9 protein-coding genes are annotated in these 9,710 nt (G+C 62.6%); 5 read left to right on the top strand and 4 right to left on the bottom strand.

Features of this window, described 5'->3' with window-relative positions:
• Positions 1–774 (top strand): DNA polymerase (locus EN893_RS07755; protein WP_245490811.1); only part of this gene is annotated, 774 nt, incomplete at its 5' end.
• A 231-nt stretch (positions 775–1,005) separates the two neighbouring features.
• Here EN893_RS07755 and EN893_RS07750 read toward each other — a convergent pair.
• Positions 1,006–1,410: a Fur family transcriptional regulator gene (locus EN893_RS07750; RefSeq protein ID WP_056594898.1), complete on the bottom strand. Its 405-nt coding sequence runs from the start codon at positions 1,408–1,410 to the stop codon at positions 1,006–1,008.
• Positions 1,411–1,654: 244 nt separating this feature from the next.
• On the opposite strand from EN893_RS07750, the gene EN893_RS07745 reads away from it, so the two are divergent.
• The 3 genes from EN893_RS07745 (at position 1,655) to EN893_RS07735 (ending at position 5,045) form a co-directional block, all read left to right on the top strand.
• Positions 1,655–3,853 carry a caspase family protein gene (locus EN893_RS07745; RefSeq protein ID WP_127273154.1) on the top strand — a complete coding sequence of 733 codons (2,199 nt, stop codon included), beginning with the start codon at positions 1,655–1,657 and terminating at the stop codon, positions 3,851–3,853.
• Between the two features lie 113 nt (positions 3,854–3,966).
• Positions 3,967–4,347 carry a hypothetical protein gene (locus tag EN893_RS07740; RefSeq protein ID WP_127271640.1) on the top strand — a complete coding sequence of 127 codons (381 nt, stop codon included), beginning with the start codon at positions 3,967–3,969 and terminating at the stop codon, positions 4,345–4,347.
• A complete protein-coding gene (locus tag EN893_RS07735) occupies positions 4,344–5,045 on the top strand; it encodes a hypothetical protein (protein ID WP_127272138.1) in 702 nt (233 codons plus the stop codon). The genes EN893_RS07740 and EN893_RS07735 overlap by 4 nt, the downstream gene beginning before the upstream one ends.
• A gap of 62 nt (positions 5,046–5,107) precedes the next feature.
• Here EN893_RS07735 and EN893_RS07730 read toward each other — a convergent pair whose 3' ends face one another.
• Positions 5,108–6,202: a serine protease gene (locus EN893_RS07730; protein WP_127271446.1), complete on the bottom strand. Its 1,095-nt coding sequence runs from the start codon at positions 6,200–6,202 to the stop codon at positions 5,108–5,110.
• A gap of 396 nt (positions 6,203–6,598) precedes the next feature.
• Between EN893_RS07730 and EN893_RS07725 the strand changes: the two genes are divergently transcribed.
• On the top strand, positions 6,599–7,696 hold the full coding sequence (locus EN893_RS07725) for a trypsin-like serine protease (protein WP_127272136.1): 1,098 nt from the start codon (positions 6,599–6,601) through the stop codon (positions 7,694–7,696).
• A gap of 75 nt (positions 7,697–7,771) precedes the next feature.
• Here the strand turns inward: EN893_RS07725 and mgrA are convergent, their stop codons facing one another.
• Together mgrA and EN893_RS07715 are read right to left on the bottom strand one after the other, a co-directional pair.
• On the bottom strand, positions 7,772–8,818 hold the full coding sequence (gene mgrA / locus EN893_RS07720) for an L-glyceraldehyde 3-phosphate reductase (protein ID WP_127268557.1): 1,047 nt from the start codon (positions 8,816–8,818) through the stop codon (positions 7,772–7,774).
• Between the two features lie 121 nt (positions 8,819–8,939).
• The coding region (locus tag EN893_RS07715) for a Gfo/Idh/MocA family oxidoreductase (RefSeq protein ID WP_164900755.1) at positions 8,940–9,710 on the bottom strand (771 nt) is incomplete at its 5' end.

Genomic DNA, 9,710 nt, shown 5'->3' with positions numbered 1-9,710 from the left:
CTGCAGAACATCCCGGTTCGCACCGCCGAAGGCCGCAAGATCAGGACCGCCTTCATCACCGACAAGAGCCACCGCCTGGTCTCGGCCGACTACAGCCAGATCGAGCTGCGGGTGCTCGCCCATGTCGCCGAAATCCCGCAATTGCGGCAGGCTTTCGCCGACGGCGCCGACATCCATGCCATCACCGCGTCGGAGATGTTCAACGTGCCGGTCGAAGGCATGCCTTCGGAAGTCCGCCGCCGCGCCAAGGCGATCAATTTCGGCATCATCTACGGCATTTCGGCCTTCGGTCTCGCCAATCAGTTGTCGATCCCGCGCGAGGAGGCAGGCAACTACATCAAGAAGTATTTCGAGCGCTTCCCCGGCATCCGAGACTATATCGAGGAGACCAAGGCCTATGCCCGCGAGCATGGCTTTGTCGAAACGATCTTCGGCCGCCGCATCCATTACCCCGATATAAGATCGTCCAATCCCTCGCTCCGCGCGTTCAACGAGCGCGCCTCGATCAACGCCCGCCTGCAAGGCACCGCCGCCGACATCATCCGCCGTGCCATGATCCGCATGGAGGAGGCTCTGGAAAAAGCAGGCCTTTCGGCACGCATGCTGCTGCAGGTGCATGACGAATTGATCTTCGAGACCGTCGAGGCGGAAGTCGAGGCAACGATCCCGGTCGTGCGTCACGTCATGGAGAACGCGGCGATGCCGGCGGTCTCGATGTCGGTGCCGCTGCATGTCGACGCGCGGGCGGCGAACAACTGGGACGAGGCGCATTAGCCGTCGTCGTCATCCTAGGGCGGAGCGACGCGAAGCGGAGCGCAGACCCTAGGATCCATGCCGTTACATTAGCCTTGGATGCAACGGTGCAAAATGAAGCCGCTTCCGAGGCTGCGCCAAGTATCCTTAAATCTGGGCCGCCGCGACATTCTCATGTCACGGCATGGATCCTAGGGTCTCCGCGACGTCGCTTCGCTCCTGCTTCGCCCTAGGATGACGAAGCGATGGGCCTCAAGCCGCTTCGGCCAGGCACTTGGCACACGTCCCGCGAAATTCGATCACCGCCTTCTTGGCGGCGAAGCCGGTGGAGCGCACCCATTCGTCCAACTGGTGGCCGACATCGTGGTCGGACATTTCGGTGACCTGCCCGCATGTGTCGCAGATCGCGAAGGCGGTCATCGAGTGGTTGTGGTCGTGCGGTTCGGCGCAGGCGACGAAGGAGTTGATGCTTTCGAGCCGATGCACGAAACCTGACTTCACCAGCGTATCGAGCGCGCGATAGACCTGGAGCGGCGCGCGAAAACCGCGCTCGCGCAGTTGGTCGAGCAAGGTGTAGGCACTGAGCGGTCCGCTGGCGGTCTCGAGTTTCTCGAGCACGCACAGCTGGTTCTTCGTCAGCACATCCCTTGCCGCCATGATCCTGTTTCCAACTCGCCTTGCGTCGCTTGTGCCGCGCACAAACGATCCATGTCCCATCCAGATAGCGACGAACAGGCCTTTTTGCTACTGTTTCCAGCATTCTGCCCGCGAGGCTGTCGAGAACATCGATCGGAGCGGGGCAACAGGCAGGTTGCTCTGCGATGTGACGTTCAAAATACTGACAATATCTTCGGCAAGGATTGCCGCGCTTGGAAATTCGGTCGGGCTTGGGGAAGCAATCATGATCAAATTGACGCGGCGGACGCTGCTGGTCGGCACGTCCGCCTTGACCATGGCCGGCATGGTATCGTTCCGAACCATGGCCGCATCGCGCATCTACCATGCGCTGCTGGTCGCCTGCACCGAATATCCCAACCTGCCGCAGAGGAACTGGCTTGTCGGGCCGAAGAACGATGCAGCCCTCGTCCACGACTATCTGCTGAAGAATGTGCCCGACCCCGTGCGCTTCGCGCCGGAAAACGTCACGCTGCTCGCCAAGGATGTCCCCGGCGCCAGTGGCCTGCCGACCCATGCGGCGATCAAGGCTGCATTGGCCGACCTTGCCGCCAAGGTTCAGCGCGACGATTTCGTCTATCTGCATCTGTCCGGTCACGGTGCCCAGCAGCCGCAGATGGTCAAGGGCGACGAGACCGACGGGCTCGACGAGATCTTCCTGCCCGTAGATATCGGCAAATGGATCAACCGTGATGCCGGCGTGCCCAATGCGCTGATCGACAACGAAATCGGCGCGGCACTCGACGCCATCCGCGACAAGGGTGCTTTCGTCTGGGTTGTGTTCGACTGCTGCCATTCCGGAACCGCGACACGCGCCGTCGAGGTCGATGACGAGCTGGAGCGCAAGGTCGAGTTCGCCGACCTGGTCGGCGGCAACGAGTCCGAGCGGGCTGCCGCGATCGAGGCCTATGACGAGGTGATTTCGGTCGCCGGCTCGCGCGGCATCGACGACAATGGCACGCGCAAGCCCGCCTTCACCCTGACGCCGACCGGTGGCGAACCGATCACCAAGGGCAAGCTGGTCGCCTTCTATGCCGCGCAGACGGTGGAGACGACGCCCGAGATGCCGTTGCCCAAGGGCATCGCGGATGCGCCGCGCTTGGGCCTGTTCACCTTCACCATCCTGTCCAAACTGGCCGAGAATCCCAACGTCACCTATCGCCAGCTCGGCCAGGCCGTGCTGCAGCAATATTCGGCCGACAGCCGCACCCGGCCGACACCGCTGTTCGAGGGCGAACTGGATGCCCGCGTCTTCGGCACCGACAAGACCGATGCAGTCATGCAGTGGCCTGTCGTCATCAAGGACGGCGAAGCGACGATCGGCGCCGGACTGCTGCATCGCCTCACCCCCGGCAGCAAGCTCGCCATCCTGCCATCGGCGTTATCGCCGCTGTCCGACGCTGTCGGATTTTTGGAAGTGCAGTCGGCAAAAAACCTGGAAAGCCGCGTCAAGCCGGTCGAGTTCGACAAGAAGCCGGCGCTCAAATTCGCCGACATTCCCGCCAACGCCTATGCGCGGGTGGCGGAGATCGCCGTCGACTATAAGCTCGTCTTGGCGCGGCCGGCCATAGCCAAGGGACTTGAAAAGGAAACCGCTCTGGTCAATTCGGTTCTCGACGAACTGGCCACAGCCAGGGAGACCGGCTTCAACATCGAGCTGGTCGATCCCGGCAAGAGCGCCGACCTCCGCCTCGCGGTGATGCGCGAGAATGCTGTTCCCGGTGCCCACAAGGATGCGACAGACAAGCCGGCGCTGTGGTTCCTGCCGGCATCGGGCGACGTGAGCCTGAAGGAGGGCGGCAAACCGCCGCTGATCATCATTCACGACCGCCAGAAACTGGCCGATGCAATGGCCAGGAACCTGCGCACCATCTTCCGCGCCACCGGGCTTTCGCGGCTGGCGGCGGCCACGGACTACAAGCCCGAGGACGTCGACGTCCAGTTTCAGGTCAAACGTCGCGACAAGGATGGCCTCGAACCGCTGCAGGCTTCGGTTGTGCCGCGCGTGTCGCCGGGCGACGAAGTGCATGTGCTGGCCAAGAACGGCTCGGATCTGCTGGTCGACATCAATGTGCTCTATGTCGGCAGCGACTATTCGATCACCCATATCGTTGCCGAACGCCTCGCCCCGCAAGCCATGCTCGAAGAGGGGCTGCTGGCTTTCACCGACACCAGCTTCGGCATGGAGCGGATGATCGCGGTTTTGACCGAGGCGCCGCCGGGGAGCGAGAAGCAGGATCTGAGCTTCCTGGCGCAGGACGGCGTCGCCGCGGCGACACGCGGAATGGGCTCCGCCGGCTTCTCCGACATGCTGACCGATCTCGGCATGGCGCCGGCAACCCGCTCGGTGATGCGGCTTGCCGACAAGAGCGGCCCGAAAGGCGCGGTGATGATTTTCCCGATGGAGACGGTGCCGCGCGCCTGAGCGGATGCCGGCGCCGCATGGCTCTGCCGGCTCTTGCGCGATCGGCGCGATATGAGAACATTCCCGGCCGCGTCTTGGCGCATGACGGCCGGATGAAACGGATAGGATCGATTGTGAAGAATTCTGTGTTTTCCTGGCGTGGAACGGTGGCTGGCCTTGGCGGCGGCCTGTTGTTGATCGCCAACGCTTCGGCGGACGAGGCCTGCGGCCTGTGCGTCAAGCAGATCGTCACCAACTCGGAACTGGCGACGTGTTTTCTCGATCAGTACGACCAGTTCGCCAAAAGCGGCAGCGACGCCGTTGTCGTCGATCTCAGCAACTGCGCCTCGCGCGGCGTCGTCGAAGCCTTGCCGTCACCGAACAAGGGGGCGGCGGAGCCTGACGTGCAGTTCATGATTTCGCGCCTGCAACTGGAATGCCTGAAACGGAAGCTGGAGACGCCGGGCATCGTGCTGGATCCCTCCGCCACCATTGAACTGGACAGCTGCGGATGAAGAAGCCAACGGGCAACACCAGGCAGACAGCAGCCGCCGCAAAGGCGCCGGCCGGCAAACCCGCGCTGGCGGAAACCACCGAAGGTTTCCCTTGGCCAAGCGCCCACGAGATCAAGAAGGAGAGCAACCCCTTCACCGACCGCGACTGGCGCATGCTGGTCTATGCCTGGTCGGGCATGGCCGTGCGTCTCGCCATCATCTTCACCCTGATGTTCTCGGTCTACCAGTTCCTGGCCAACCAGGAGCAGAAGCGCGTCGAGCAGACCATGTCGCTTGTCGAACTCTGGGAAAACAAGGACTACCAGCAGGCGCAGCGCGCGCTGAAAGATCGTCTGACCGCGCTTAACGCCAAATATGACAATCTGCTCAGCGCCAACCCCTCGCCAACCGAGGAGCAGGTGTTCCGGCAACGGATCGGCATCGAGGCGATGACCGCCTCCGGCGGCGACATGCCGCTCGCCGATTTCAGCGAGAATTTCGATCGCATCGTCTATTTCCTCAACCGGCTGTCATTCTGCATCGACGGCGATTTGTGTTCGCGCAAAGTGACCGATGCTTATTTCCGTGACTATGCCGTCTCTTTCTGGAGCTATTTTGCCGGCTACATAGACAAGCAGCGCAAGGCGGGTTCTCCCACTTTCGCTTCGGCGATCGAGACCTATGTGCGCAATGGGCCGCCCACGGCCGAAGCCAAATAGCGGCGCGAAAAAGGCGGCGGGATTGCGCCGCCGCCTTTGTCTCCACCGCGAATGCGCAGCGATTATTTATACAGGCTGTTGATCCACTGGACGTTGGCAGCATTCAGGCGCACGGCGGTGTTCGCGTCGGGGCTTTCCGCCACGTTGACACCGGTGACGATGCGCTGCTTGGCCTTGTTGTCGTAGGCATAGACCGAACTGCCGCTCGACCCTGGGAACGTATCGCAGTCGTACTGGAAATATTCCGGCGCGATGTTTTCGGCATGCACTTCGCAGTTTGCCTTCCACATCGTGCCCATCGGCTTGTCGCCGGGATAGCCAACGAGATTGGCGGTGAAGTCGCCAAGATCGTCATAGTTCGCATAGCCCAGCCAGCCGAGATTGGTGCCGACATCCTGCTTTAGCGTGACGATGCCGAGATCCCACAGCAGGACCGAACCATAATAACCCTGGTAGTTGTCGATGAAGCCTTGCAGCACATAGGCGCTTTCGAAGGCGAAGGCGCCGAACGGTGCGTCGTCGGCCGTGCTGCCGTTCAGCCCCGGCACGAACAGATAGTCGGAGAGCCAATCCTTGTCCTCATGGCTGTAGAGGCAGTGCGCGGCGGTGAGCACCGTGCGCGGGCCGATCAGCGTTGCCGAACAGCTGCCGAAGCTGCCCGTCTTCGGCGATTTGGCTTCGAGATAGCCGATTGCCGAGAACGGATAGGTCTTGGTGTTCTTGACCTGCTCGCGATCGTCGGTGCCGAAGACCTGACGGCCGGCTTCGCCTTCGCCGAGGTCCGGATCCTCGGTCTTGCGCTCGGCCCCGTCTTTTCCGGTGGCCGGAGCGTTCAGTTCCTTGATGATAAGCTCCCGCAGCGCTTCGCTCGGCTCGATCTTGATCTCCTTGCCATCGGCGGACCGTCCGACGACGCCGTAGGATTTGACAGCCGTTGCCTCGTCGGCAAGCGGCGCGGCGCGGCTGTCTTCGTCGGTCAGCTTAGGTGGCGCGATTGGCTTTGCCCGCCCGGGCTTGTAGTCGCCTGAAGTCACGTCGCGCGCGCTTTCGCCATTGCCGGCACTGGCGGAGCCAGGATCGGCGGCGAAAACCGGGACCGTCCACATTGCGGTGGAAAGCAATGCGGACACAATGAGTGCGTTTGTCAGTTTTGTCATGGTGAGACTCTCCCAAAAGTCAGCAAGGACTGGATCAAGATACAGAAATATTGTCGAGATCGTGGTGGCGTCGAAAAAGGATTTTGGTTACCGCACTTGAAATTTGACCATCGCCTATGCGGTCGGTCAAAGCCCCCGCCAAAGACACCCGGGCGGATATATTGCCTAAATTAATACAACATTGGAATGACAATTAGCTTCCACATAGCCCGTGGGGGGCTATAGGGTTTTGAACGGGGTCTGCACAGGAACGCGATACGCGAAGCAGTGCCTGACTTGGTGTCCCTGCCGTGCCGCTGCAACGAAAGCTGCGCGGCCTGACCACCAGTCTGAGGCTTGCTTTGTTGATCATGCGCCGGGGCTGGTCCGCTCGGGTACATATCAGGAGGGCTTCAGATGAACATCATCCATCGGTTCAGGCCGATCGCCGCTGCATCGCTGCTCGGCATCGCAGCCGCCCTTGCGGCAGCCAATTCCACCCAGGCCGACGAAGCAGTCGCCCGACCGGAGGCAGCGGTCTCGCCAATGAAGCGCGTGACGGAAGCCAGGGCGAAAGCCGCGGCGGAGAACCCCGACGCAGCCGACCGCGTCTATGGCGGCAACCAGGCCGAAAAGGGAGCCTATCCGTTCCAGGTCGCGCTGCTCACCACCGACAGGCTGGACGAGAACCCGGCCTCGCAGGCCAACGCCCAATTCTGCGGCGGCAGCCTGATCGCGCCGCAATGGGTGCTGACGGCAGCACACTGCCTCAACGACAAGGGTCAGCCGGTTTCGCCGGAGAGCGTCACCGTGCTGACCGGTGCAACCGATCTCAGCGAGGGCAAGCGCCACAAGGTGGTGGAGGTCATCGTCAACGAAGCCTACAGCGAGCAAACGCTCGACAACGATCTCGCCCTGCTCCGGCTTGCCGAACCGGCCGACGCGCCGACCATCAAGGTCGCCCATGAGGCAACCCCCGACACCGGCAAGACGACCGTCACCGGCTGGGGCAAGATGCAGGACGGCACCTTTCCGACCACGCTGATGGTTGTCGATCTCGATCTGCAGCCGAACCAGGCCTGCAACAGCGGCATCAAGGCCATCTATGCGCGTGATCTGAAGGCAGCGCTCGGTGATCTGTCCCGCCGTATGCGCTATTCGGAAAAAGGCATCGACGCGGCAGCCAATGCGATCGCCGCCGACATGACCGACCCGCTGACCGGCAACATGATCTGCGCCGGCACCACCAGCGGCGTGCGCGATGCCTGCAACGGCGACAGCGGCGGCCCGCTGTTCATGACCGGTGCCGAAGGCCCGGTCCAGGTCGGCGTCGTCAGCTGGGGCGAAGGCCCGGCTGACGGCAGTGCGGCGTGCGGCCACAAGGAGGCCTACGGCATCTACACGCGGCTGGCCAACTACACCGGCTGGATCGAGGCGAAGATGAAGACCTCGGCTCCGGCGCCGGCAAAGCCCAAGGCGGGACTGGGCACCGCCCAGAAACCGAAAACGCCCTGAAGCAGCGCTGTTCGCTTTCAAGCAAAACGGCGGGAGAGGTTCCCGCCGTTTTGCTTGCCGGCTTATCGAGAGGACTTATTTTCGCGGCGGGCCTTTGCGCTCGGCGGAAGCCGCCCACAGATTAATGTCGGATTCGCGCGCATAGGTGTCGATCTCGGCGAGTTCGGCATCGCTGAAATCGAGCACCTTGAGCGCGCCGACGCAGTCCTCGACCTGCTCCGGCCGGCTGGCGCCGATCAGCGCCGATGTCACCCTGCCCTTGCGCAGCACCCAGGCCAGCGCCATCTGCGCCAGCGTCTGCCCGCGCTTGCCGGCGATGGCGTCGAGCGCCTTGATGTTGGCGATGGTCTTGTCGTTGATGAAGGCTGTCTTCAGCGACTTGCCCTGGGAGGCACGGCTGCCATCGGGAATGCCGCCGAGATACTTGTTGGTCAGCATGCCTTGCGCCAGCGGCGAGAACACGATGGAGCCGACGCCGAGCCCTTCGAGCGTGTCGAGCAAGCCATCTTCCTCCACCCAGCGGTTCAGCATCGAATAGCTCGGCTGGTGGATGACGCAAGGCGTGCCAAGCTGCTTCAAGATATCGGCGGCCTCGCGTGTGCGCTGCGAATTGTAGGACGAGATGCCGGCATAGAGCGCCTTGCCCGAGCGCACGGCATGGTCGAGCGCGCCCATGGTCTCTTCCAGCGGCGTGTCGGGGTCGAAACGATGCGAATAGAAGATATCGACATAGTCGAGCCCCATGCGCTTCAGGCTCTGGTCGAGGCTGGCCAGAATGTATTTGCGCCCGCCCCATTCGCCGTAGGGTCCGGCCCACATCTCGTAGCCGGCCTTCGTCGAGATGATCAGCTCGTCGCGGTAGGCGGCGAAGTCGGTGCGCAGGATTTCACCGAAAGCGGTCTCGGCCGAGCCGGGTGGCGGACCGTAATTGTTGGCAAGGTCGAAATGCGTGATGCCGAGGTCGAAGGCCTTGCGCGCGATCGCCTGCTTGGTCCTGTGCGGCGTGTCGTTGCCGAAATTATGCCACAGGCCGAGCGAGATTGCCGGCAGCTTCAGGCCGGAGCGGCCACAGCGGTTGTAGACCATTTTCTCGTAGCGGTTTTCGGCGGGCGTATAGGGCATCGGAAAATCCTCAAATGGAAGCGAGCCAGGCTACTGCCATCGCGACAACGCGGGCGAGTCGGCTTTGCCCCTCACCTTTACCCTCTCCCCGCCGGAACGGGGAGAGGGTTGAGGTATCTGCCTACTTCTTCTTCGCCAAAAGGTCCTTGGCTTGCTTGACGCCGAGGGCTGCCGGCCGTTCGCAGGTGGTCTGCATGGCGACGAACTTGCCGGTTTCGCCGGAGCGCAACAGCCCGGTCATCACGTCGACGGCGTGCAGCGCCAGCTCCATCGAACAGCGATGCGGTCGGCCTTCCGCGATCGCCACTGCCATGTCGGCGAGGCCCGATGTGCGGTAGTTGGCCATCATGCCTTGCGAATGCATCTCGTTGGGCACGCCGAACGGATGCGGCCAGTTCGGCAGCTTCTTGACCGGCTTGGCCGCGTCGGTGAAGCGAACGTCACCACCGAAGAAGTTCGGGTCCGGCACGAACACCGTACCCGCCTCGCCATAGAGTTCCATCGGCGCGTGGCCGTGGGCCCAGACGTCCCAGCTGGTGTTGAGCGTTATAACGGCACCGTTCTCGAACTCCAGCAGCCCATGAATGGTCGTCGGCGTGTTGACCGGTATCTTTTCACCCGCGCGCGGCTTTGAACTGATCGTCCGCTCCTTGGCCGGCGTCGTCGCGAAGGCCGCGACCTGTTTCACCGGTCCGATCAGCTGGATCAGATTGGTGATGTAGTAAGGCCCGATATCGAGCACGGGACCGGCGCCCGGCTGGAAGAAGAAATCCGGATTGGGATGCCAATGCTCCATGCCGTGGCCCATGACATGGCAGGTACCGCTCGTGACCTTGCCAAGCTTGCCGGTGTCGATCAGGTTGCGCACCAGTTGGTGCGCGCCGCCGAGGAA

This window comes from Mesorhizobium sp. M7A.F.Ca.CA.004.04.2.1 (genome assembly GCF_004022825.1).
Taxonomy (GTDB): domain Bacteria; phylum Pseudomonadota; class Alphaproteobacteria; order Rhizobiales; family Rhizobiaceae; genus Mesorhizobium.
Note: the sequence above shows the minus strand (reverse complement) of the source record. Positions and strands in the feature narration are given on the sequence as shown.

Excerpts from the sequence above, each read along its gene's own strand:
- EN893_RS07745 (WP_127273154.1), top strand. The coding sequence starts at position 1,655 with ATGATCAAATTGACGCGGCGGACGCTGCTGGTCGGCACGTCCGCCTTG.
- EN893_RS07750 (WP_056594898.1), bottom strand. The coding sequence starts at position 1,410 with ATGGCGGCAAGGGATGTGCTGACGAAGAACCAGCTGTGCGTGCTCGAG.
- mgrA (WP_127268557.1), bottom strand. The coding sequence starts at position 8,818 with ATGCCCTATACGCCCGCCGAAAACCGCTACGAGAAAATGGTCTACAAC.
- EN893_RS07730 (WP_127271446.1), bottom strand. The coding sequence starts at position 6,202 with ATGACAAAACTGACAAACGCACTCATTGTGTCCGCATTGCTTTCCACC.
- EN893_RS07725 (WP_127272136.1), top strand. The coding sequence starts at position 6,599 with ATGAACATCATCCATCGGTTCAGGCCGATCGCCGCTGCATCGCTGCTC.
- EN893_RS07735 (WP_127272138.1), top strand. The coding sequence starts at position 4,344 with ATGAAGAAGCCAACGGGCAACACCAGGCAGACAGCAGCCGCCGCAAAG.